Consider the following 22,328-nt stretch of genomic DNA (forward strand, 5'->3'; position numbering starts at 1 on the left):
TTTGAAGAGAGATTGCTATGAAAATTCACATCGCTGTATTTTGCAGAAAAGCACGATGTCATAGCTATATACCTATAAAAAAACCCAGTCAAATGACTGGGTTTTTTGAATTCTGGCGGAAGCGGTGAGATTCGAACTCACGGAGGGCGTGAACCCTCGTCGGTTTTCAAGACCGGTGCATTAAACCACTCTGCCACGCTTCCAACGAGCGCTATCATATAAATAAAAATTCAGCTTGGCAAATCTTTTTATCAACCTTAACGCTCAACCGATCAAAATAGATACAATTTTGTTTTTCTAGCCGTTTTCTGGAATATCATAACGAATGGCATTGATATACCATAATTTTTTACCAGAGGGCGTCAGCACTTCCACTTCATCATCGACCTGTTTGGACAGCAACGCTCGTGCCATCGGAGAGTCAATCGAAATATGCTGCGGATGATGATCATAAATTTCATCCACACCGACAATTCTCAAGCACTTCTGTTCCCCCTGTTCATTCTCAATTTCTACCCAGGCACCAAAATAGACTTTACCTGCCTGCTGAGGGGAGTAATCAACAATTTTTAGCTCTTCCAGGCGCTTTCCCAAGTAACGTACGCGACGGTCAATCTTGCGTAGCAGTTGCTTGTTGTATTGGTAATCCGCGTTTTCACTACGATCTCCGAGACTCGCAGCCCAGTTCACTTTACGGGTAATTTCAGGACGTTCTTCATGCCATAAATGCTTTAGTTCGGCCACTAATTTATCATGACCAGAACGGGTGATTAAGTTTGATTTCATGATCAAAACCGTATTGAAACTTACATTTCATTTACAAGATGCCGTATTTTATGCTCTATTTCACCACAACTAAAGTGTATAAAAGTTTTTTATTTTTCAAATCATATTGTTATGAAACACCATCCACTCAAAAAATGTACAAAATTTGACAATGCATTTTTCAGCCAGTATTATGCGATCTCTTTTTATTATCGCTTATTTTTTAGACTATGTAGTTTTTCTACATAATTTCATTTTTATCTCATGTCATTCTGAATGACGTCATGACTGCCCACCCTTATTGAATTTATCAACTTGTTAAAAGTTTCAGGCAGACTTTTGCTGAACTTTTAAGGGCATAAATTACTTGTAGCGGAGACAACATGCACAGTAGTTCATCTTCGGGATCGAGGCTTAGCCTTAGCTCTCTGATTTCTTCTCTCCCGGTTAAAATCCTTGCGTTTAGTACAGTTTTCATCCCTTTCCACAGCATCAACGCCAGTAAGGCCTACCAGTATGATTCTGTGGTCAACAACAATCGCCTCACCGTGGTGGCGGTTGAAGATCCCAGCACAGTTTTCCAAGAGGGGAAATTGATGCACGGCTTCGGTTATGACCTTGCACGTAACTATGCGCAAAGTCTCAATGTAAAGCTAGACTTTACAACCGTTCCGGATAATGCAACTGCTTTGCGATGGGTTGCACAAGGCAAAGCCAATTTTGCAATGACAACCGCAAGTGTGGAAACTATTGAGGACAAAAAGCTCAGCTCGTTCTCGGCAACTTGTGGAGACTTCAGCAGTCTGGAACAAAATGGACTGAATCCTGAACTCAACTGGGTGTTTAAACACGCAGAAGATCCGTTAACACAAACTGCGAGCGGATTTATCTGTCAGGGAAAACAAAATGGTGCTATTCACCAGTTAGCTTCTTTTTACAACCAGAATGTGGTGCGTCCTGAATCCTGGAAAACGATCCAGCGTGATCTCAGTCAGCGTATGCCGATCTATCAGGCCAGTTTCAAGCAGACCGCTGAACAATACGATCTGGATTGGCACTTATTGGCTGCGATTGGTTATCAGGAATCCTACCTCAAACCAAACTCAGTTTCTCCCACGGGCGTACGCGGTCTAATGATGCTGACCAACAGCACAGCCAAAGCTATGGGCGTAAGCAACCGTAATGATCCGATTCAGAGCATTCAGGGCGGTGCAAAATATTATGACCGTATGCTGGACTTGTATGCTGAGGTTCCCTTGCCAGATCGCAATTGGTATGCACTAGTCGCGTATAATATGGGGCCAGGAGCCGTACAACAAATTCAGAAGCGTTTAACTGCACAGGGAAAAAATCCCAACAACTGGGTGAACCTGTATAGCTATCTGGACCGCAACAAGGCCGCCAATGGCCGTTACCGTCAGGCTGTACAGTATGTCACGCGTATTCGTGCCTATGTAGAACATATTAAAAGCACACCATATCTGGTGCAGCTTTAAGGCATAAAAAAAGCTTACCTTTCTCGGTAAGCTTTTTTATGGAATCAATCCAAGCCAACTTAGTTGGTTTCTGCCAGAATTTGTTTGAACAAGGTTTTCTGTTCTTGACTTGGTTTCACGGTTTGCAATGCCATCAATTGTGACATGTCCCCTTGCACTTTGATTTTACCCGCCATAAATGCCTGCATCGCCGCAGCCATATCAAACTCCAGAAAAACTTTACGCACAGTCTCTGCATCCATACTGAGTGTCGTTTTGGCATTGTCAACCAAACCCTTCTGGATTCTACCGCCAGCGAGAGAAGCTTCTTTGTCACCTTCTGGACCAGTCACCACGAGATTAATTGCCAGATTGGCCAACGCAGGCGGTAAGTTTAAGTCCCCTGCTGCCGCTGTTAATTTTTCTACAGTTGCAAACCAATCATCAGTTAAAAATGCAGGCATGATTTATCCTCAAGTTATTTGTTCATTCTTGTGTTGCCGATTATGGAACGACGTCAATCGCGCGATTACGCAAGTTTGTTCTTATAGCATGTAAATCAAAAAGCTGACGACAGAATTTTGCACAGCCCATTCATTTTTTAAAATAATCCAACAATCTCTAACAGAACAGACACCTTTAACCACTTGGATAAAGGTGCTGTATCCATAATGACTTAATCCGCAGCGAAGCCTAGGTTCACCATATCAATGCGTTTTTGACCAGCTTCAGTATCACAAGCGGTAAAATCAAATTCACGCTGACTATCCAAGGCTTCAAAATCGAAGAGTTCGCGATCAGCCAATTGTGATGGCGATACATTTTGCAAAGCACCGAAAATACTGTGTAAACGCTTCGGATGGGCTTTATCCCAGTCACGCAACATATCGTTGATAATCGCACGTTGCAGATTTTCCTGCGAACCACACAAGTTACACGGAATAATCGGGAACTGGCGCAGTTCAGCATATTTGATGATGTCTTTCTCTTCCACATAGGCCAGTGGTCGGATCAGAATATTTTTCTTGTCAGATGACAACAGCTTTGGCGGCATCGCCTTTAGACTGCCCCCATGGAACAAGTTCAGGAAGAAAGTCGCCAAGATATCATCACGGTGGTGACCCAACGCTACTTTGGTCGCCCCAATTTCCTGTGCAAAACCATACAAAGAACCACGGCGCAAACGCGAGCATACAGCACAGTAGGTTTTGCCTTCAGGCGTCAAACGTTTGGTAATGCTATAGGTATCTTTTTCCAGGATGTAATACGGAATGTTATTTTCTTCCATATAACGCGGCAACACATCTTCCGGGAATCCAGGCTGCTTCTGATCCAGATTCACTGCCACCACATCAAAATTGATCGGTGCGATACGTTTAAACTGCAACAAAATGTCCAGCAAGGTATAACTGTCCTTACCCCCAGAAACGCAGACCATGACCTTGTCGCCGTCTTCGATCATTTTAAAGTCACGAATGGCATGACCTACTTGGCGGCGCAGCTTTTTCAACAAACGATAATAAGCAGAGCTTGTTGGAAGTTCTGGTTTAAAATTAAATCCTTGTTCGGACTCAACTGGCGAGTACATAGACGAGATTCACCTATAAAAAAATACCGCGCAATTTTAGCCCATTCAGACAACAATCGCACCTAAAGAATATGCTTTTCTTCGCCTATAGCGATCTGGTCATCCGTCTGTCATTTCTGACCGGCTAAATTGGCTATTTTGCTGTTTAAAACAGCAAACTGTTGAAGTTTTATACTTTTCCACAGTTGTCCACAAAAGCTGTGGATAAAATTGTGGATTTCTTCAGGCTTGACACAGCGATTAATTGAAATATGAAGGGTTCCCTTTAAATTGATTATTTTTTAACCAATGAATTTAAATTAAAAAAATCATAGACTTAAATAAGTCAACCCATCTATAGACAAAAAAAATTAAAAAAATTTTTTGATTATTCTGCCAACAGTAGGCCTTGATTTTTTAAGTTTACATTGTTAAAAACCCCACGCTTTATCTTTCTATCTTGCTATTTTTTGTTAAACTCACTTACAAACGGTTTGACTGAATACGTTTCTTATACAATGAATAAATATTTAAAACTTTCTGCTTTGGCAGTTTTGGGGTATTTCACTAGTCTAGCGCTCCCAGCAACAGCTATGGCTGGGCAAATGGTCTATCAAATGCGTGATGCTAATGGTGCGACACTGTTTACCAATAAAAAAAGCAAATACAGTCACCTAAAAGTTGAGAAAAAAACCTATTTTCCCGACAGTAATATTCATAGCTACTCCAACTGGGGAAGTTCAGAAGCCTCAGTATTGCCAAGTTACAGTAAAAATAAAAATGCCTTTGACCATTTGATCCGTCAGGCCGCTCAGCATCATGGTGTGTCAGAAGGCTTAATCAAGGCCGTGATGCACACGGAATCAGGCTTTAATACCAATGCCCGCTCACCCGTAGGTGCCCAAGGTTTAATGCAACTGATGCCAGCCACAGCCCGACGCTTTAAAGTAGCCAATGTCTATGATCCTCAGCAAAATATCTTTGGGGGGGCTAAATACCTGAGCTGGTTACTTAAGCGTTTTAATGGCAACACCTCACTAGCACTGGCCGCCTATAATGCCGGTGAAGGCAACGTCGATAAGTACGGGGGGATTCCGCCCTTTCGTGAGACCCAGGATTATGTGCGTCGTGTGACCAGTCGTTACCAAAATTTGTATCGCGCCGGTTTAAGCAGTCTTTCAGGCAGCAATAGTGTTCAACCACAAGCGGAGAATATTGCACAGGCAACCAAACCAGCCGCGCTTAAAGTGACCAATACTACCGAAAGCAACAACACACGTAAGGTCCATAACAACCGCGCCATCATTAGGTCAGCCGATGGTACATTTACCGATGCCCCTGTGACTGCTTACGACACTTCACACAATTCCTTATAATTATTCAGTATTTACTTTTAACTAAAAGTGCAATTCAGATTGCACTTTTAGCATCGTTTTACCGTTTTTTTCTTGAATTTTTCTGTTATTCACCGCATATTAACTTTCTCGGTTTATATTAATAAATCAGATTATTTTTTTATTATAAGAGGATTTTCCCAATGATGCGGATTGGTTTGTTCTTGCTGACCAACCTCGCGGTACTGGTGGTAGCTGGCATTATTTTGTCACTCTTCGGTGTCGGTAGTTACCATGGCGCGGGTGGCTTAAATCTTGTCAACCTTCTGGTGATCTGTTTTGTCTTTGGTATGGTGGGATCAATGGTGTCCCTGTTCATGTCGAAATGGATGGCAAAAAAAACCACGGGTACAGAACTCATCGACCCCAATGCACCACGTAACCAGGCTGAAGCATGGTTGCTGCAAACCGTTGCTGAATTATCACAGCGTTCGGGTATTAATATGCCGGAAGTGGGTATTTTCCCTTCCTATCAATCCAATGCATTCGCTACGGGCTGGAATAAAAATGATGCCTTGGTCGCGGTTTCGACCGGCCTATTGGAACGCATGAACAAAGATGAATTACGTGCAGTACTCGCCCACGAGATTGGTCATGTGGCGAATGGCGATATGGTCACGCTGGCACTGATTCAGGGTGTAGTGAATGCTTTCGTCATGTTCTTCGCCCGCGTGGTGGGAGATTTCATTGATCGTAATGTATTTGGCCGTGAAGATGGTGAAGCCCCTGGCATCGCCTATTTCGTTATTACCATCGTCTTGGATATTGTCTTCGGGATTCTGGCCTCGGCCATCGTAATGTGGTTCTCGCGTCACCGTGAATATCGTGCGGATGAAGCAGGTGCGCGTCTCGCAGGCAAACAAGCCATGATCTCGGCATTGTTACGTTTACAAGCTGAAAGTGAAATGCCGGATCAAATGCCAAAAGAAATGAAAGCGTTCGCGATTGCAGCAGGTCAAGAGCAAGGCTTCAGTCTGGCTGCCCTGTTCCAAACCCACCCAAGCATTGAACAGCGTGTTGCCGCATTGCAACAGTTGAATTGTCCTTAACCGGAACAGCAGAACAATCATCCATCGTTCTGCTCTGATCAAAAGCAAAAGGGCTGCACATGCAGCCCTTTTGTTATCTGTCATTTAGTTCGCGGATGATCATGAATGACTTTTCAATCCCCATCCATCGATGATAAGCCAAAATCCTGTACACACCACCAACAGTATAAAAGCCAAAACCAGCAGATCCAGACTGTGCAGCCAAAGCCAACTGATCAATGGATGCCGCCAAAAGGCTGATTGCTGCTGTTTTTGTGCCAGACGCTCATGCAAATAGGGATGCTGGACATGCAGATCATTCTCCAGCGGGTATTCCTGTTGAATATGCTGATGAACCAGCTGCATCGCCTGTCGGCTGGGCTGAATCAAAATATCCAATAATGTGCCTAATATAGGCACCAAGCCCAAAACAGCATCCGCAAATGCCCACTGTAAAATCCGATTGCGTTGTGAGATAGGCAGCCCCAAGCGCTTCGCCTTATGCCAGACATACAAAGTCAGTATCAACCCAGCAATATCACCTAGTACAGGAATCATACCGAGCAAGGCATCCAAACCAATCCCTTGCCGAGTAAAGGGAATTCGGACCAGACTGTCCATGAGTCCCGCCCACTTGGCCAAATCCCGCTCGAATACAATCACCTCGGCTTTAGAAAGTGGTTTTTCAGACATGCTGTCTTTAATCACCTGTTTGATCTAAACCCGATTTGGTCTTAAACAGACTACGGATCAACACATACAGCAGTGGAATAAAAAACAAGACCAGCACAGTACCCGAGATCACCCCACCCAGTACACTCACGCCGATTTCTTTACGGCTGACCGCACCCGCACCACTAGCAAAGACCAGCGGAATGACACCAGCACCAAAGGCCAGTGAGGTCATTAAAATAGGCCGTAAACGTAAACCCGCCGCCGTCAAGGCCGCGACCAGTGCACTTTTGCCTTGAACCTGTGTCTGTGCAGCAAACTCGACCATTAAAATGGCATTTTTACAGGACAACCCCATCGTAGTCAGCAAGGCAATCTGAAAATAGATATCGTTTGGAAAGCCTGCCAGATAGCTGAACAGGATACTCCCGCCACTTCCCAGCGGAATCGCCGCAATGACAACTGCAGGAATCGACCAGCTTTCATATAAAGCCGCCAAACACAGAAAAATAAAACCGACCGACACCAGATACAGCCAGATGGCTTGATGACTGGACTGACGCTCTTCGAAGGACAAACCACTCCAGGCCAGATCGATACCAGGTTGCTGTTGCACCAATTGCTGCAAATCCTGCATGGCCTGACCGGAGCTAAAACCCGATGCAGTATCCGCTTCCATTTGCAGGGCCCGATACCCCATAAAACGGTTCACAGTTTCCGGCCCACTGCTCCAGCCGATGCGAGCAAAGCTGGCAAAACTCACCATCTGGTTTTGATTACTGCGGACGGACCAATCCTGTAAATTTTCCGGTTGGGCACGGAATTCAGCATCCCCTTGCATAATGACCCGCTTGATCCGACCGCGATCGATAAAATCATTAATATAGGAACCACCCCAGGCTGCCGCCAAAGTGGAATTAATCGCGGAAGTGCTCAGGCCAGCGACCTGTGCCTGTTGCTGATCAATCTCGATTTTCAGTTCAGCTTTGTCCGGAATGGTTTTCTGTCCCAGATTTTCAAAACTTGGGCTGTTTTTACTGTTATTTTGTAATTGTTTAAACTGCTGTTGCAGATAATCCCGCCCCTGTCCATTTAGGTCACGAATCCAGAACTCCAGACCATCGGTTTGTCCCAAACCACGTACCGCAGGAGGCAAACTGATCATGATTTTGGCATCCGGATGTTGAGCAAAGTGCTGCATCGCCCGCTTACGAATGGCTTGAGCAGAATTGGCCTGTCCGGAACGCGCATCCCAATGTTTTAAGGCAATGAAGCCCTGCCCCAGATTTTGCCCATTTCCGGAAAAGTTACGTCCATAGCGGATCTGGACCAAATCGATATTGTGTTTTTCCTGCTCTAAAAAATAACGGCGGATCTGCTCCCCGACCTCACGACTCTTCGCCATCGGCGCACCATCCGGCAGGCTAAACTGCACATTTAACATACCCTGATCTTCATTGGGAATAAAACTCGTTGGTAAGGCCCGATAAAACAGTGCAAAAATCCCTAACAATGCGGCAAATAACACCATACAGATGCTTTTATGCGCGAGTCCAAATTGTAAGGTATTGAGGTAAAACTGTTTGAGGGCTTGTAAATGCTGGTTAAACCCTCGTGCCCAGCCTAAGGGTGCAGCAGGCTGTAACATGAGGGCACATAAGGCGGGAGTGAGAATCAGGGCCACAGCAAGTGACAAGGTCATAGCAGCGACCAGAGTAATCGAAAACTGGCGGTAAATCACACCGGTTGAACCAGCAAAAAATGCCATTGGAATAAAAACAGCCGTTAACACCAGCGTAATCCCAATCAGGGCTCCTGAAATTTCCTGCATCGATGCGATGGCGGCCTGCCGTGCTGAGAGCTGCTGTTCATGCATCAGACGCTCAACGTTTTCCACCACCACAATGGTGTCATCGACCAGCAAACCGATTGCCAGCACCAGAGCAAACAGTGTCAAGGTATTGATACTGAGCCCTAACAGCCACAAAACGGCAAAGGTACCCAAAATCACGATCGGCACAGTAATGGTGGGAATCAGTGTCGCACGCCAATTCTGCAAGAACAGATACATGACCAAAACCACCAGAAGCACCGCCTCCAGCAAGGTCTTGATCACTTCTTTCATCGATTCCTGCACAAACGGCGTATTATCGCGTGGATAAACAATTTGATAACCTTGCGGTAACTGCTGGCGCAGCTGATCAATTTCTTGCTGAATCAAGGCGGAGGTTTGTAAGGCATTGGCACCCGAAGCCAATGAAACCGCCATCCCTGCGGAAGGATAACCATTAATGGTGTTGTAGGACTGATAGTTTTCCGCCCCCAGTTCAACCCGTGCCACATCTTTCAACAAAACAAAGCTGCCATTCGGATTGGCTTTGACAATAATCTGTTCAAATTGCTCAACACTGCTCAGACGTGATCCCGCTTTCACTTTCGCATTCAGATATTGGCCATCAAGTACTGGCAGCTCCCCGATAGCACCCGCAGCAACCTGCGTATTTTGCGCTTCCACTGCGGCGCGGATATCGCTCGGCATCAGTTGATACTGTCGCAGCTTGTAGGGATTCAACCAGATACGCATGGCATATTGCGAACCAAACACATCGACTTCCCCAACGCCCTCAATCCGGGAAATTTCCTGTTCGATATGATTGATCAGGTAATCCGAAAGCTCAATATTACTGCTCCGTCCGCTTTGGTCATACAGGCCAATGACCATATGCGTATCACCGAGCGACTTGGAAACATTTACACCCTGACGCTGCACATCATCGGGTAAACGGTTGAGTACCGAATTGATACTGTTTTGCACCTGAACCTGCGCAGTATCCGGATCGGTGCCATTGGCGAAACTCAGACTGATCCGACTGCGTCCAGAAGAATCACTGCTAGAACTAAAATACAGTAAATGATCAATCCCCTTGATTTGTTGCTCTAGGACTTGGGTCACACTTTCTTCCACCGTTTCTGCAGATGCACCACTGTACGTGGTCGCAATGGTAATGCGTGGCGGGGCAATATCGGGATAACGTTCTACCGGCAAATTCAGCATGGCAAACAGGCCAAATGCCATCAAAAGAATCGCCAATACCGCAGCAAAAATCGGACGTTGAATAAAGAATTTAGACAGCATGAACACTCAACATAGCTAGAAACAGACCAGAACAATCTCGGAACTGATACGAAAATCAACTGAATGGAGAATACAGATCTTCAGTGACAATCGTCAGCAATACAAGTCTATTGCAACGAAACGTGAACAAAACGTGTGAATAAGGAGAAAAGAGGAAAAGCAAGAACAGATCACATGCAAACAAATTCATAATCACACAGCTCGACCTGTTCGCAGTTCGGCTCATCCTTGAGCCATCCCCTTATTTTTCAGCATTCAGTACGTCATTAAAATGCACAGGAATCCACTGATACTGTTGCTGATTGACCTGGTAAATATGCCCCAATCCTGGAAAGGGTAAATGTGGCGCTGCTACCCATTTGCCTTGTCCGGCAATTTCGGCAAACATTTTCAGACGGGTCGCCACAGCAGCTTGCGGATCAATGTCATATTCAATCGCGGTTTTCGGTGCATCAAACTGTACGCTATGTGAATGTACGATATCGCCAATGAATACCATTTCCTGCCCTGCGGACTGCAAACTAAAACTGTGATGCCCGGGCGTGTGACCACGGCTATCTTGTGCCGTTAACCCATCAATCTGGCTACCATCTTGAAAGGTACGGAATTGTTTGCTGTTTTGGTAAGGGGTGACTGCCGCCTTGATCATCTGCTGGGTTGCCAGAAAGCCCTGCTGTTTTTCCAAGGGCAGCTGTTTAACTGTTTTCGGATTTAACCAGAAATCAGCTTCCCGCTGATGCACATAGATGGTGGCTTTCGGGAAGACTTTTTGCCCCTGCTGGCTGATACCACAGACATGGTCTGGATGCAAATGAGTTAAAAGCACGTTCTTCACCTGATCCAGCCTATAACCTGACGCCTGCAGATTTTTGGCAATCGATCCCAAATGCGGACCAAAACAACTCGCTGCCCCGCTATCCACCAAGGTCAATCCATTCGGTGTCTTGATCAGAAAGGCATTCACAGAGGTCTGAATCCCTTTAGCCTGATCGATATAATACTTTTGCAGGATTTGTTGGACCTGCTGGCTGCTAATGTCTTTAAACAAACCCGCCTGTAAAAAGTTGGTCCCATCCAGCAATGCAGTAATCTGATAGTCTCCAAAGGCCTGATGATAATAACCCGGAACCTGTTGTATTGCCGCATGAGCGCTCATCGTGGCACCACAAGCCAAGGCCATAAATACAGAACGTTTTTGCATGTTTTACCCTCTTGTCCCTTTCATTCAATGATTGATGTTTTTTAATGTAAAGTTAAGGTTAAGTTTATAATCTAATTTCAACTTTCAAGCATCTTATCCAATGAGTTCTTATTCTCCTTATAAAGGCAAAAATGGTCTGAAACGTATTGTGAATGCGGCAGGCTATTCAATTTCGGGCTTTAAAAGTGCGTTCAAACATGAGGCCGCTTTTCGCCAGATTATTTTATTGAATGCTATTCTGATTCCCCTCAGTTTTTTTGTCGAGGTTTCAGCAGGAGAACAGGCACTATTAATTCTGGTCTGTCTGCTGGCCATGATTGTTGAGCTGTTTAATTCTGCCATTGAAGCCGTCGTTGACCGCATCTCGCTTGACCGTCATGAGTTATCCAAAAATGCAAAGGATATGGGCAGTGCTGCACAATTTGTGGCTTTAACCATGATTTTTATTACCTGGACGCTGATCTTGCTCAAATAATCTTTAATTCAAAATATAGCCATAAAAAAATCCCCGCAAGTGCGGGGATTTTTTTATGGTCGGAACCGTATGAATTACATCATACCGCCCATGCCACCCATACCGCCCATATCTGGTGCAGCTGGTTTATCTTCTGGGATGTCTGTGATCATGCACTCAGTGGTCAACATCAAGCCCGCAACAGAAGCAGCATGCTCAAGTGCAGAACGTGTAACTTTAGCTGGGTCAAGGATACCCATTTCTAGCATGTCGCCGTATTCGCCAGTCGCAGCGTTATAACCGAAGTTACCTTCGCCATTTTTCACTGCATTGATCACGACTGAAGGTTCATCACCCGCATTTGCTACGATTTGACGAAGTGGCGCTTCGATTGCACGGCGAAGAATGTTGATACCCACGTTTTGGTCATCATTAGCGCCAGTTACACCGTCTAATGCTTTTGCAGCACGTACCAACGCAACACCACCACCGGCAACAACACCTTCTTCAACCGCAGCACGAGTTGCATGCAATGCATCGTCAACACGGTCTTTCTTCTCTTTCATTTCAACTTCAGTCGCGGCACCGATTTTGATCACTGCAACACCGCCTGCCAATTTAGCAACGCGCTCTTGTAGCTTCTCTTTGTCGTATTCAGAAGTTGATTCTTCGATTTGTGCACGGATTTGTTGAACACGTTCAGCGATTTGAGTGGCATCACCTGCACCATCAACAATCACAGTGTTTTCTTTAGAAACAGTGATTTTGTGCGCTGTACCCAAGTGTTCAAGTGTAGTTTGCTCAAGTGACATACCGATTTCTTCAGAAATCACAGTACCACCTGTCAAGATTGCGATATCTTGTAGCATTGCTTTACGACGGTCACCGAAGCCAGGCGCTTTCACTGCACAGACTTTGATGATGCCGCGCATGTTGTTTACCACTAGGGTTGCCAACGCTTCACCTTCAACATCTTCAGCAATAATCAACAATGGCTTGCCAGTTTTTGCAACAGCTTCAAGCACTGTGATCAATTCACGAATGTTGCTAATTTTTTTGTCAACAAGCAAAATGAACGGATTTTCAAGTTCAGCAGTCAATGTATCTTGTTTGTTCGCGAAGTATGGAGAGATATAACCACGGTCAAACTGCATACCTTCTACAACGTCAAGCGCGTCTTCGAAGCCTGAACCTTCTTCTACAGTGATTACGCCTTCTTTGCCCACTTTTTCCATGGCTTGTGCAATCAATGAACCCACTGTGGTGTCAGAGTTCGCAGAGATCGAACCCACTTGTTCAATCGCTTTAGAATCAGATGCTGGTTTAGCTGTAGCACGGATATTTTCCACTACAGTTTTCACTGCAAGGTCGATACCACGTTTTAAATCCATTGGGTTCATGCCCGCAGTTACAGACTTGATACCTTCATTAAGGATCGCTTGTGCCAAAACAGTTGCAGTTGTTGTACCGTCACCTGCGATGTCATTGGTTTTTGAAGACACTTCACGCACCAATTGCGCACCCATGTTTTCAAATTTGTCTTTTAGCGTAATTTCTTTTGCAACAGATACACCATCTTTAGTGATGTGTGGTGCACCAAAAGAACGGTCGATCACTACGTTACGGCCTTTAGGACCTAAAGTCACTTTAACCGCATCTGCCAGGATATTGACACCTGCAATCATTTTGCTACGAGCTGAATCACCAAATTTTACGTCTTTAGCTGACATCATAAACTCCGAATATTTTTAATTACTTGATCTGATTTTGATTGAGTTGAGTGAACTCTTAGCCTTCCAATACCGCTAAGATGTCAGACTCTTTCATAATAAGAAGTTCTTCACCATTCACTTTCACAGTCGTGCCGGCATACGTACCGAACAAAACTTTGTCACCCACTTTAACATCAAGCGCGCGCACACCGTTATCCGTGATTTGACCATTACCCACTGCAATCACTTCACCTTGAGAAGGTTTTTCAGCTGCAGAACCTGGCAATAAAATGCCGCCAGCTGTTTTTGTTTCTTCTTCAACACGACGAATTACTACACGATCATGTAATGGACGAATGTTGCTCATAAATAACTCCATCAGACTCAGTCTTTTTGTGATGAATGATGACAGCTGTCATTTTTACTGTAGCCATCATCAAAATGTTTAGATGACACTTTTGTGGGGATGGAAAAAAACCCTTCAAGGGCAAAATGAAAAAAAAATTGGTTTTTTTGTGTTTTTTTTCAGCAACTCGGGAAATTATTAACCCAGATTCCAGTTTCGTTCCCAGACAAAACGCTGTTGCTGTTCTTGATAGATGTAGTGTTCGATCTGGTGATTGGGATGAATCACGTTAAAACCATTCGGAATATTATTGTGTAAGCGCCAAGACGTGGCGGTACCCGCCTGAATGTCCAAGACAGGATGGGTCGCCTGAAGCTGATAAATTTGATTCAGATCATACACAACAGCCTGATGTAAATGACCATGCAGTAGCGCAAATAGCTGCTGTTGGCTCCAGAGCTCTAAAGCCATTTTTCCCAGCACAGGACAATCCTTAACGCCATGTGGATCGCCGGGTGGTGTATAAAAAGGTTGATGGGTCACAATAATTTTGAGTTTATTTGCCGGTGCCTCACTGAGTTTTTGCTGAATCTGCTGAATTTGAGTCAGCGAAATATGACCGCGCGTATGGTAGCGGCGGCGTACGCTATTCACCCCAATCACATAAAAATGTTCGCTTTCCAGCTCTCTTTCCGGCGCAGAAAAAAAAGCCTGATAGCTCATAAATGGTGTCAGAAAACGATCCCAGACATGATACAGCGGGATATCATGATTGCCGGGCACGACCAAATAAGGTGTTTTTAATGAATCCAAAAACTGACGGCAGGCAAAGAACTGGCGCAAGCGGGCACGCTGGGTCAAGTCACCGCTCACCACCACCATTTCCGGTTGCTGCTCCCAACAAAACTGCTGAATAGCATGCACACACTCCGATTTTTCAGTGCCAAAATGTAGGTCAGACAAATGCAGGAGCATGTTAAGGCACCCGAATTTTTACAGCATGCGGATACACACCAAACGTTAAAGGTGTCTCTATTTCTGCCAGCTCACCATCAATCGCCACCATCAATTTAGATTGTTTGCAACGCACGGTGACTTCAGTAGCACAAAAACTCTGAATCTCGGAAGCCTGTTCCAAGGTGCCACGCAGTAATAACCAGACCATTTTCAACAAGGTCCATTTATCGCCACTGGCAACCGCCACACCGGCAATTCGCCCCTTGGCTGCACATTCTGCCACCTGTAGATTCATCTGTTGGAGTTGTAATTGATTATTGCCAAAAAAGATAAGTGGCGTATCAATCGGATAATGTTCACCATTCACTTCCAATGACAACTGTAATTGTTCCCGTGCGCGTAACAGCACATCTAGAGCAGAACTGTAGGCATGCCAGGAAAAACGGCCTAGATAACGGTTGAACTGTTCCCTGCGCTGGATAAATAAGGGATATAAACCCAAACTGGCATTATTCAGATAGGCACGCCCATTTAAAGTTGCCACATGAATGGTGCGGTCTTGCCCAGTCAAAATCACGCGGGCAGCCTCCAACAGGTCTAGGGGAATATGTAAGGCACGCGCAACATAGTTAAACGTTCCCAAAGGCAAAATTCCGATCGGAATGTCACTCTGTAATAATTTCCCGATGACGGTGTTTAGTGTTCCATCCCCTCCAGCGACCACGATCATACCGGGAGTCTCAGCTTGGTGATGGTAGTCAATCAATGATTGCATCAATCCATCGAAATCCAGAACCTGATTCAGATCAAAAACCTGTAGTTCAAAACCGTATGCCTTAAACAAATCCAGTACACATGCGTAAAGCTGCTCACGGTGAGGGGCATGAAAACCTGATCGCTGGTTATACAAGATCGATAAGGGCGGACGGACTACTGTCATGACGATAGACCAAGATGAAGCATTTGATTTAATTTTGATCAATCAAGCTAGAATTTAAAGTGGCTTTATGTAAAATTCGAATTACCACCATTTATTTAATCAATGATCGTTATTCCAGTTTAAACCTTATTATGTTTATGATTTTTAATATTATTTAATTATTAAATAATACCCATAAAATATACGAATCGCACCATATTGGGGCTAAAAAAACTGTAAGTAACTGTTTCATAAACGCTTATCTGAATTTTTCTTGCCTCACTCCTGCCTTCGCCTGCTAAACGATAGTCTTATATTTTTCCGCGTTTTGTGCTTTAATACCGCCACTTTTTTATCGACTTCATCTGTTTGTTGTACCCCTTCAAATAGATTTGTACTTTGTACACATTTTAAGTAGGCCTCACCATGACCCCAGTGAACGCACCAGAATTCGTTCGTCACCCTAAGCTTATTGCATGGGTTGAAGAAATTGCGAAGTTAACCAAACCAGCTAAAATTGAATGGTGTGACGGTAGCGAAGAAGAATATCAACGTCTGATCGACTTGATGATCGCCAACGGCACCATGCAAAAATTAAACCAAGAAAAACATCCTGGTTCTTACCTCGCAAACTCTGACCCTTCTGACGTTGCACGTGTTGAAGACCGTACCTTTATCTGCTCAGCAAATAAAGAAGATGCTGGCGCAACGAACAACTGGGAAGATCCAGCAGTTATGCGCGAAAAATTGAACGGTTTGTTTGACGGTTCAATGCAAGGTCGTACCATGTATGTGGTTCCTTTCTCAATGGGTCCTTTGGGCAGCCACATTGCGCACATCGGTATCGAATTGACTGACTCCCCATACGTTGCAGTCAGCATGCGTAAAATGGCACGCATGGGCAAAGCAGTTTATGACGTATTAGGCACAGATGGCGAGTTCGTTCCATGTGTTCATACTGTTGGTGCACCACTTGCTGAAGGCCAAAAAGACGTTGCTTGGCCTTGCAACAAAGAAAAATATATCGTGCATTACCCAGAAACCCGTGAAATCTGGTCTTTCGGTTCAGGTTACGGCGGTAACGCACTTCTTGGTAAAAAATGTTTAGCACTTCGTATCGCCTCTGTCATGGGTCGTGAACAAGGCTGGTTAGCTGAACACATGCTGATTCTTGGCGTGACCAATCCACAAGGTGAAAAACACTACATCGCAGCAGCATTCCCGTCTGCATGTGGTAAAACCAACTTTGCCATGTTGATTCCACCAGCAGGTTATGAAGGCTGGAAAATCGAAACCGTGGGTGATGACATCGCTTGGATCAAACCAGGTGAGGATGGTCGCTTGTACGCAATCAACCCAGAAGCAGGCTTCTTCGGCGTTGCACCAGGTACCAACACCAAAACTAACCCGAACTGTATGTCTACATTAAGCCACGACGTTATTTATACCAACGTTGCGGTCACAGACAATGGCGAAATCTGGTGGGAAGGTCTTTCTAAAGAAGTTCCAGCCAACCTTACCAACTGGAAAGGTCAGCCACACGTTGCTGGTGAAAAAGCTGCACATCCAAATGCTCGCTTCACTGTTTCAGCTTCTCAATGCCCTTCTATTGATGCTGACTGGGAAAATCCAGCAGGCGTACCAATCTCTGCGTTCATCTTCGGTGGTCGCCGTGCAGACACAGTGCCTTTAATTTCTGAAGCATTTGACTGGGTAGATGGCGTTTATAAAGCTGCAACCATGGGTTCAGAAACCACTGCTGCTGCTGTTGGTCAACAAGGTGTTGTTCGTCGTGACCCATTCGCAATGCTCCCGTTTGCCGGTTACAACATGGCAGACTACTTTGCACACTGGTTAGAAATGGGCGAGAAAGTTGCTGAGAAAGCGAAAGCTGCAGGCAACAAACTTCCTGGTATCTACAATGTGAACTGGTTCCGTCGTGATGCTGAAGGCAACTTTGTATGGCCTGGTTTCGGTCAAAACATGCGTGTTCTTGAGTGGATTATTGACCGTTGTGAAGGTCGTGCTGACGCAGTTGAAACACCAATTGGCCGTGTTCCAACTTATGAACAATTGAACTGGACTGGTTTAGACTTCTCTAAAGAACAGTTTGAAACCGTGACTTCTCAAGACAAAGACCAATGGATTAAAGAGCTTGAAAGCCACACTGAATTGTTCAACAAACTGGGTGAGCGCTTACCAGAAGCTTTGAAAGCTCGTCAACAGCAATTGATTGAAGCTGTTAAATCTGCATCTTAATTCAGATTAGATAGTCAAAAAACCAGTTACTTCGGTAACTGGTTTTTTTATGCCTAAACGTCTGCAGTTGAACAACTTTGTGCAAATTTAGGCACTGTTTTTCCGAATAGAATTACGCTGCGCAGCATCGTTTCCAATTGTAAGCTATGGCATACTAAAATATATTCTTCAGGCTTGGAATTATTACCATGAACAATACTAAAAAATTAGGACTCTTCAGCCTACTCCTACTCGGGCTAAGCGCATGTCAGAGCACACCACAGGCCTATAATGGCGTTACAGGTTATCAAATTGAATCACGTTCGGAAGATCATGCAACACTTGCCTATACCCTCGCTGTACGCAGCAACCAGAATCTGGATGAACAAAAATTACAGAAAGCCTGCCAGAAAGTGTTAGGTTCCCAGAAAGATTATAAAATTACCGTATTAAGTGTGAGTGAAATCATCAATCCAACCCTCAACCAGCATCCGTATGGTGTGCAGATTGGTCAGTCACGTACTTCTTTTGAACTATCCAACACGCCTAGCCTGAACAACAGTCAAGACTATGCCACTCGCCAAGCACTGGAAACCAAACCAGCCACCTTACGCGTGGTTCGGTATACCTGTTCTTAATCATGATCTTTACAAGATGCTGTGTTTACAGCGTCTTGTAAAAGCTGACATTACGGAATTCTTTGGCCTCATCCAGATCAGGCCAGGTGCTCGCACTGCGCTCATCAACTTTTGTATATCGAGGATGACTAAAATTCTTTACCCGGCTGTCCGCAACCCACACCTCAGGTGCAAACTTTAAAAACTCATCGAGAAAAAAACGATTGCATTGATCATAGAGCACATCAGACGCCAGCAGCACATCCACTTGCTCTGCCCGATATAAATCATCCAGATATTCCAACTCAACCTGATTTAATGCAGCATTGGCCCGACAGGCAGCTAGACTCACCGGATCAATATCACAGCAAATGACCCGTTTTGCCCCTGCCATTTTTGCTGCAATCGCCACCACGCCTGAACCCGCGCCAAAATCCAGCACCACCTTATCTTGAACATGCTCAGGCTCTGCAAGCAACCATTGCGCCATCGCCAAGCCAGAAGCCCAACAAAAAATCCAGTATGGAGTGTCATTCCAGATCCGGCGAATCACCTCATCATCAAGTCGTTCTGTTGGAAAAACCGGAGGGATTAGCCACAACTCGATCTCCGCACCAGGCAACTGCTGTGCTTGTAATGCTGTACCTGGAATAATGGCATGTAATGCGGTTAATAAATTTTCAGGCGCTTGTAAGATTTTTACACCATCCATGACACAATTCTCTCATCGTGACTTTATTTCATTAAAAAGGCGGTGCAAACTTGATGTTTACACCGCCCCATAACAGCAAATAGCCCCGTATTAACCGAGTGCTTTTTCCGCTGCTTCTACCGTTTGACGGATCAACGTCGTAATGGTCATTGGACCTACACCACCTGGAACTGGCGTGTAAGCAGAGGCAATTTCTTCAACACCTTGTAGCTGAATATCGCCCACACCACCACCTTCACGCGGGTGGAAACCAGCATCAACGACTACTGCACCTGGCTTGATCCAGTCCTTCTGAATCAATTCCGCTTTACCCACGGCGCCGACGATAATATCCGCCTGTTTCACCAATTCAGGTAAGTTTTGCGTGCGTGAGTGGCAGATGGTTACCGTTGAATTGGCCTGCAAAAGCATCATTGCCATTGGTTTACCTAAAATCGCAGAACGGCCTACCACAACCGCATGTTTACCCGCGATTTCGATATTGTTTTCTTGCAGAATCGTCATGATGCCAGCTGGGGTTGCAGAACCATACGCTGCTTCGCCCATCGCCATGCGGCCGAAACCTAGACAAGTCACGCCATCCACATCTTTGGCCAATGAAATGGCATCAAAGCAGGCACGCTCATCAATTTGTGCAGGCACTGGGTGTTGTAGCAGGATTCCATGAACATCTGGGTTGGCATTCAATTTCTCGATTTCTGCCAACAACTGTTCCGTGGTGGTTTCCTGAGGTAATTCAATTTTCAGAGAATCCATCCCTACACGACGGCAGGCATTACCTTTCATACGAACGTAAGTCGCAGATGCACCATCGTCACCGACCAGAATCGTTGCCAAAATTGGGGTACGACCTGTTTTTGCTTTCAGCGCTTCAACGCGTTGCAACAAGTCAGCTTCAATTGTTTTCGCTAATGCGCGACCATCTAAAACCAATGCCACGGCACATCTCCAAAGTAGATATGAATCAATTCCGCAAATAATACATGATTCTGCAGGCAATTTTCTTCTATATGCTGATTTTATGTGCACCCACACCATTTATAGTATTGTTTTTTTTACAAAGCTTGCTAATATGTGCATCACCAAGACATGGCGGGGTGGCAGAGTGGTCATGCAGCGGACTGCAACTCCGTGTACGCCGGTTCGATTCCGACCTCCGCCTCCAATCTTGTAAAGCCCGAGTGGTGAAATCGGTAGACACAGGGGATTTAAAATCCCCCGCCCTCAAAGGCGTGCCAGTTCGAGTCTGGCCTCGGGCACCATTTTAAATCAAATTAAAATGGTGTAATAAAAATACCAGCGTCAGCTGGTTTTTTTATGCCTGCAATAATACATATCACATAAATCCTTTTCTGCTTTATGTTCAAATTTTAAAAGCCTCCTTCCAATTATCATCAACTGATCGTTATATTCCGCATACCACTGATTGATTCCCCCATCTCATCATGCACAATTTAATTTTTATGACCTATATTAGCCATTGAGCATGAATACGTAATTTTTAAACATTTAAGCGTTAAGATTGCTGATTTTACTGAAAATCTATTGCCAAGCTCCGTAGGCTTCTTTATGATTGCCGCTATGCCCGAGTGGTGAAATCGGTAGACACAGGGGATTTAAAATCCCCCGCCCTCAAAGGCGTGCCAGTTCGAGTCTGGCCTCGGGCACCATTTTAAACTAAGTTAAAATGGTGTAATAAAAATCCCAGCGTATGCTGGTTTTTTTATGCCTACTCCTAAATAGACTGATTGAGCAAAGTAAACATTGATCACAACGATAAAAGTCAGCTCAAGCCCATCAAGCTAACATCTTAAAACCTTTACCATTCCCGGTTGGCAATCAGCTCTTCCATTTCAATATCAAAATAACCTGCTTCCTGCAGCACCATCATCATGGCTTCAGCTATATAATCTGCTGCCGTATCATCCAGTGATGAATCGCAATCTTCGAATTTAGGCTTCATTTTGTTGATCTTACCGATGGTTTCATGTGCCTCATGATAAATTGCTTGATTCGACAATCCACCCTTTGCGACCTGCTTGGCAAATGGTCGCAGTAACTGTTTTAGCTCATCGACCAAAACATCCGGATAGTAATCATCGTCATACATCGGGATCAGTAAGTCATCCAGCATATTTTTACTCACAATAAAAATCCGAGTGCAAAACACTCGGATAAAATTTGATAATCATGTTTGATTAGGCATGCATTGTAGCATGCCAGACTTTGATCGCATCACTCATGGCTTTAACGTCATGCGCACGTACCATACACGCGCCCTGCTGGATACTCATCAAATGCGCTGCGACCGAACCTACCGCGCGATGATGGGCATCTGCACCGCCAAGCGCCTCACCAATAAAACGCTTGCGTGATAGTGCTGAAAGGATTGGATAGCCCATCTCATTCAGACGATAGAATTCTTGCAAGAGTTTCAGATTTTGTTGGGCATTTTTGGCAAAACCAAAGCCCGGATCAATCATGATATTTTCGCGGCGAATACCGGCTTGCAAGGCATCATCCACACGTTGTTGCAATTCTTGCATGACATCAGTCACTACATCATTATATTGATCCAGATTGTTCATGGTCGTGGGTTCGCCACGCATATGCATAATCATCACCGGAATATCGAGTTCAGCAGCGGTTTGCAAGGCATTAGGACGCGTCAATGCACGTACGTCATTCCAGATGTGTGCACCTGCCTCCACAGCAGCACGCATCACCTCAGGCTGTGAAGTATCAATCGATAACACGATATCATAGGCTGACAATGCTTCAACCACCGGAATTACTCGGCGGATTTCTTCTTCTACAGTCACAGGTGAAGCACCAGGACGAGTCGACTCCCCACCAATATCAATGACGGTCGCACCATCTGCCATCATTTGCAAGGCATGAGCAACTGCCTGCTCTTTTTCATTATGCCGTCCACCATCACTGAAGGAATCCGGCGTCACATTTAAAATCCCCATCACGTGCGGCTTGGACAAATCTAGGCTTAAACGTCCACATTGCAAGATTTGCTGGGGTAAAGGCATCAGCCGCATGAAACATCTCCTGATCGAAATTCAAGGTATTGTAACAAGCTCTCCGATGCAACAGGCTGAAATCTTTTCAAAGGATAAAGTGAAC

The 22,328-nt window shown here is 44.9% G+C and carries 20 protein-coding genes and 4 tRNA genes; 9 read left to right on the plus strand and 15 right to left on the minus strand.

Annotated features, from left to right (window positions below):
• Nucleotides 1-113: 113 nt before the first annotated feature.
• Both PGW99_RS08120 and greB read right to left on the minus strand, forming a co-directional pair.
• Nucleotides 114-203: transfer RNA gene (locus PGW99_RS08120), tRNA-Ser, on the minus strand.
• A 94-nt stretch (nucleotides 204-297) separates the two neighbouring features.
• Complete coding sequence (greB, locus tag PGW99_RS08125) at nucleotides 298-786, minus strand: transcription elongation factor GreB (RefSeq protein ID WP_273777190.1); 489 nt, start codon at nucleotides 784-786, stop codon at nucleotides 298-300.
• A 362-nt stretch (nucleotides 787-1,148) separates the two neighbouring features.
• On the opposite strand from greB, the gene PGW99_RS08130 reads away from it, so the two are divergent.
• On the plus strand, nucleotides 1,149-2,261 hold the full coding sequence (locus PGW99_RS08130; protein ID WP_273777191.1) for a transglycosylase SLT domain-containing protein: 1,113 nt from the start codon (nucleotides 1,149-1,151) through the stop codon (nucleotides 2,259-2,261).
• Between the two features lie 59 nt (nucleotides 2,262-2,320).
• Here the strand turns inward: PGW99_RS08130 and PGW99_RS08135 are convergent, their stop codons facing one another.
• Entirely contained in the window at nucleotides 2,321-2,704 is a 384-nt protein-coding gene (locus PGW99_RS08135; RefSeq protein ID WP_273777192.1) for an SCP2 sterol-binding domain-containing protein, read from the minus strand.
• Nucleotides 2,705-2,916: 212 nt separating this feature from the next.
• The gene (gene ttcA / locus PGW99_RS08140; protein ID WP_273777193.1) at nucleotides 2,917-3,828 is read right to left on the minus strand and encodes a tRNA 2-thiocytidine(32) synthetase TtcA; all 912 of its coding nucleotides are present in this window, start codon (nucleotides 3,826-3,828) and stop codon (nucleotides 2,917-2,919) included.
• Nucleotides 3,829-4,325: 497 nt separating this feature from the next.
• Between ttcA and PGW99_RS08145 the strand changes: the two genes are divergently transcribed.
• Nucleotides 4,326-5,183 carry a lytic transglycosylase domain-containing protein gene (locus tag PGW99_RS08145; RefSeq protein ID WP_273777194.1) on the plus strand — a complete coding sequence of 286 codons (858 nt, stop codon included), beginning with the start codon at nucleotides 4,326-4,328 and terminating at the stop codon, nucleotides 5,181-5,183.
• Between the two features lie 161 nt (nucleotides 5,184-5,344).
• Nucleotides 5,345-6,250 carry a protease HtpX gene (gene htpX / locus PGW99_RS08150; protein WP_273777195.1) on the plus strand — a complete coding sequence of 302 codons (906 nt, stop codon included), beginning with the start codon at nucleotides 5,345-5,347 and terminating at the stop codon, nucleotides 6,248-6,250.
• 99 nt (nucleotides 6,251-6,349) lie between these two features.
• On the opposite strand, the gene PGW99_RS08155 is transcribed toward htpX, so the two are convergent.
• The 3 genes from PGW99_RS08155 to PGW99_RS08165 form a co-directional block, all read right to left on the minus strand.
• A complete protein-coding gene (locus PGW99_RS08155) occupies nucleotides 6,350-6,922 on the minus strand; it encodes a DUF4112 domain-containing protein (protein ID WP_273777196.1) in 573 nt (190 codons plus the stop codon).
• Between the two features lie 7 nt (nucleotides 6,923-6,929).
• Entirely contained in the window at nucleotides 6,930-10,037 is a 3,108-nt protein-coding gene (locus PGW99_RS08160) for a multidrug efflux RND transporter permease subunit (RefSeq protein ID WP_273777197.1), read from the minus strand.
• 241 nt (nucleotides 10,038-10,278) lie between these two features.
• On the minus strand, nucleotides 10,279-11,238 hold the full coding sequence (locus PGW99_RS08165; protein ID WP_273777198.1) for an MBL fold metallo-hydrolase: 960 nt from the start codon (nucleotides 11,236-11,238) through the stop codon (nucleotides 10,279-10,281).
• Between the two features lie 100 nt (nucleotides 11,239-11,338).
• Between PGW99_RS08165 and PGW99_RS08170 the strand changes: the two genes are divergently transcribed.
• Entirely contained in the window at nucleotides 11,339-11,713 is a 375-nt protein-coding gene (locus PGW99_RS08170) for a diacylglycerol kinase (protein ID WP_273777199.1), read from the plus strand.
• Nucleotides 11,714-11,787: 74 nt separating this feature from the next.
• Here the strand turns inward: PGW99_RS08170 and groL are convergent, their stop codons facing one another.
• The 4 genes from groL to PGW99_RS08190 form a co-directional block, all read right to left on the minus strand.
• Nucleotides 11,788-13,422 carry a chaperonin GroEL gene (groL, locus tag PGW99_RS08175; RefSeq protein ID WP_273777200.1) on the minus strand — a complete coding sequence of 545 codons (1,635 nt, stop codon included), beginning with the start codon at nucleotides 13,420-13,422 and terminating at the stop codon, nucleotides 11,788-11,790.
• Between the two features lie 58 nt (nucleotides 13,423-13,480).
• Nucleotides 13,481-13,771, minus strand: a complete 291-nt coding sequence (locus PGW99_RS08180) for a co-chaperone GroES (protein WP_000065579.1) — start codon at nucleotides 13,769-13,771, stop codon at nucleotides 13,481-13,483.
• Nucleotides 13,772-13,948: 177 nt separating this feature from the next.
• Nucleotides 13,949-14,725 carry a metallophosphoesterase family protein gene (locus PGW99_RS08185; protein ID WP_273777201.1) on the minus strand — a complete coding sequence of 259 codons (777 nt, stop codon included), beginning with the start codon at nucleotides 14,723-14,725 and terminating at the stop codon, nucleotides 13,949-13,951.
• Between the two features lies 1 nt (nucleotide 14,726).
• The gene (locus PGW99_RS08190; RefSeq protein ID WP_273777202.1) at nucleotides 14,727-15,647 is read right to left on the minus strand and encodes a diacylglycerol/lipid kinase family protein; all 921 of its coding nucleotides are present in this window, start codon (nucleotides 15,645-15,647) and stop codon (nucleotides 14,727-14,729) included.
• Nucleotides 15,648-16,052: 405 nt separating this feature from the next.
• Between PGW99_RS08190 and PGW99_RS08195 the strand changes: the two genes are divergently transcribed.
• Nucleotides 16,053-17,885 carry a phosphoenolpyruvate carboxykinase (GTP) gene (locus PGW99_RS08195; protein ID WP_273777203.1) on the plus strand — a complete coding sequence of 611 codons (1,833 nt, stop codon included), beginning with the start codon at nucleotides 16,053-16,055 and terminating at the stop codon, nucleotides 17,883-17,885.
• Between the two features lie 188 nt (nucleotides 17,886-18,073).
• The gene (locus PGW99_RS08200) at nucleotides 18,074-18,502 is read left to right on the plus strand and encodes a hypothetical protein (protein ID WP_273777204.1); all 429 of its coding nucleotides are present in this window, start codon (nucleotides 18,074-18,076) and stop codon (nucleotides 18,500-18,502) included.
• A 25-nt stretch (nucleotides 18,503-18,527) separates the two neighbouring features.
• Here the strand turns inward: PGW99_RS08200 and PGW99_RS08205 are convergent, their stop codons facing one another.
• Both PGW99_RS08205 and folD read right to left on the minus strand, forming a co-directional pair.
• Nucleotides 18,528-19,193: a class I SAM-dependent methyltransferase gene (locus tag PGW99_RS08205; RefSeq protein ID WP_273777205.1), complete on the minus strand. Its 666-nt coding sequence runs from the start codon at nucleotides 19,191-19,193 to the stop codon at nucleotides 18,528-18,530.
• 90 nt (nucleotides 19,194-19,283) lie between these two features.
• Nucleotides 19,284-20,132, minus strand: coding sequence for a bifunctional methylenetetrahydrofolate dehydrogenase/methenyltetrahydrofolate cyclohydrolase FolD (folD, locus tag PGW99_RS08210; protein ID WP_273777206.1), 849 nt, complete (start codon nucleotides 20,130-20,132; stop codon nucleotides 19,284-19,286).
• A gap of 152 nt (nucleotides 20,133-20,284) precedes the next feature.
• Here folD and PGW99_RS08215 point away from each other — a divergent pair.
• From PGW99_RS08215 to PGW99_RS08225, 3 genes are all read left to right on the plus strand, one after another.
• Nucleotides 20,285-20,358: transfer RNA gene (locus PGW99_RS08215), tRNA-Cys, on the plus strand.
• A gap of 10 nt (nucleotides 20,359-20,368) precedes the next feature.
• Nucleotides 20,369-20,455: transfer RNA gene (locus PGW99_RS08220), tRNA-Leu, on the plus strand.
• A 321-nt stretch (nucleotides 20,456-20,776) separates the two neighbouring features.
• Nucleotides 20,777-20,863: transfer RNA gene (locus PGW99_RS08225), tRNA-Leu, on the plus strand.
• A gap of 149 nt (nucleotides 20,864-21,012) precedes the next feature.
• Here the strand turns inward: PGW99_RS08225 and PGW99_RS08230 are convergent.
• Together PGW99_RS08230 and folP are read right to left on the minus strand one after the other, a co-directional pair.
• Nucleotides 21,013-21,327 (minus strand): DUF5713 family protein, encoded by a 315-nt coding sequence (locus tag PGW99_RS08230; RefSeq protein ID WP_273779478.1) that lies wholly within the window; start codon nucleotides 21,325-21,327, stop codon nucleotides 21,013-21,015.
• A gap of 64 nt (nucleotides 21,328-21,391) precedes the next feature.
• Nucleotides 21,392-22,243, minus strand: coding sequence for a dihydropteroate synthase (gene folP, locus PGW99_RS08235; protein ID WP_273777207.1), 852 nt, complete (start codon nucleotides 22,241-22,243; stop codon nucleotides 21,392-21,394).
• Nucleotides 22,244-22,328: the final 85 nt, after the last annotated feature.

Origin of the sequence: Acinetobacter sp. GSS19 (assembly GCF_028621895.1) — a bacterium.
Classification (GTDB): domain Bacteria; phylum Pseudomonadota; class Gammaproteobacteria; order Pseudomonadales; family Moraxellaceae; genus Acinetobacter.

Bases quoted from the DNA above. Each gene is read 5' to 3' on its own strand.
- PGW99_RS08195 (WP_273777203.1), top strand. From the start codon at position 16,053: ATGACCCCAGTGAACGCACCAGAATTCGTTCGTCACCCTAAGCTTATT.
- PGW99_RS08190 (WP_273777202.1), bottom strand. From the start codon at position 15,647: ATGACAGTAGTCCGTCCGCCCTTATCGATCTTGTATAACCAGCGATCA.
- PGW99_RS08155 (WP_273777196.1), bottom strand. From the start codon at position 6,922: ATGTCTGAAAAACCACTTTCTAAAGCCGAGGTGATTGTATTCGAGCGG.
- PGW99_RS08145 (WP_273777194.1), top strand. From the start codon at position 4,326: ATGAATAAATATTTAAAACTTTCTGCTTTGGCAGTTTTGGGGTATTTC.
- PGW99_RS08165 (WP_273777198.1), bottom strand. From the start codon at position 11,238: ATGCAAAAACGTTCTGTATTTATGGCCTTGGCTTGTGGTGCCACGATG.
- PGW99_RS08200 (WP_273777204.1), top strand. From the start codon at position 18,074: ATGAACAATACTAAAAAATTAGGACTCTTCAGCCTACTCCTACTCGGG.
- PGW99_RS08170 (WP_273777199.1), top strand. From the start codon at position 11,339: ATGAGTTCTTATTCTCCTTATAAAGGCAAAAATGGTCTGAAACGTATT.
- PGW99_RS08230 (WP_273779478.1), bottom strand. From the start codon at position 21,327: ATGCTGGATGACTTACTGATCCCGATGTATGACGATGATTACTATCCG.
- htpX (WP_273777195.1), top strand. From the start codon at position 5,345: ATGATGCGGATTGGTTTGTTCTTGCTGACCAACCTCGCGGTACTGGTG.
- ttcA (WP_273777193.1), bottom strand. From the start codon at position 3,828: ATGTACTCGCCAGTTGAGTCCGAACAAGGATTTAATTTTAAACCAGAA.
- groL (WP_273777200.1), bottom strand. From the start codon at position 13,422: ATGTCAGCTAAAGACGTAAAATTTGGTGATTCAGCTCGTAGCAAAATG.
- PGW99_RS08135 (WP_273777192.1), bottom strand. From the start codon at position 2,704: ATGCCTGCATTTTTAACTGATGATTGGTTTGCAACTGTAGAAAAATTA.
- folP (WP_273777207.1), bottom strand. From the start codon at position 22,243: ATGCGGCTGATGCCTTTACCCCAGCAAATCTTGCAATGTGGACGTTTA.
- PGW99_RS08205 (WP_273777205.1), bottom strand. From the start codon at position 19,193: ATGGATGGTGTAAAAATCTTACAAGCGCCTGAAAATTTATTAACCGCA.
- PGW99_RS08160 (WP_273777197.1), bottom strand. From the start codon at position 10,037: ATGCTGTCTAAATTCTTTATTCAACGTCCGATTTTTGCTGCGGTATTG.
- PGW99_RS08130 (WP_273777191.1), top strand. From the start codon at position 1,149: ATGCACAGTAGTTCATCTTCGGGATCGAGGCTTAGCCTTAGCTCTCTG.
- PGW99_RS08185 (WP_273777201.1), bottom strand. From the start codon at position 14,725: ATGCTCCTGCATTTGTCTGACCTACATTTTGGCACTGAAAAATCGGAG.
- PGW99_RS08180 (WP_000065579.1), bottom strand. From the start codon at position 13,771: ATGAGCAACATTCGTCCATTACATGATCGTGTAGTAATTCGTCGTGTT.
- greB (WP_273777190.1), bottom strand. From the start codon at position 786: ATGAAATCAAACTTAATCACCCGTTCTGGTCATGATAAATTAGTGGCC.